This is a genomic window from Streptomyces sp. MMG1533 (genome assembly GCF_001279775.1).
In the GTDB taxonomy this organism is placed as follows: Bacteria; Actinomycetota; Actinomycetes; order Streptomycetales; family Streptomycetaceae; genus Streptomyces.
The window spans coordinates 1-255 of sequence record NZ_LGDG01000192.1; the positions used below are offsets into that span (position 1 = coordinate 1).

Here is a 255-nt window from a genome sequence, read left to right on the forward strand (position 1 = left end):
GGCACACCCCGTCCTCGTCGGGTGGGGTGACACCGAACCGCAGTTGGCTCTTGCGGACCTCCTCGACGACGGCGGCAATCGTCGCCTGATCCTCGGTCACCTCCATTTCCCCCAGCAGCGTCTCCACCGTGGCGGGCACACCGGGGAAACGGACGCCGAGCAGTTTGCGCACGGCACTGCGGCCGCCGTCGCAGCCGACGAGGTAACGCGAGCGCAGCTGCGTGCCGTCCGCCAGCTCGACACTCACCCCGTCCT

General features: G+C 69.8%; 1 protein-coding gene. It reads right to left on the reverse strand.

Features of this window, described 5'->3' with window-relative positions:
• On the reverse strand, window positions 1-255 hold a 255-nt coding region (locus ADK57_RS19315), incomplete at both ends, for an FAD-dependent monooxygenase (RefSeq protein ID WP_199830625.1).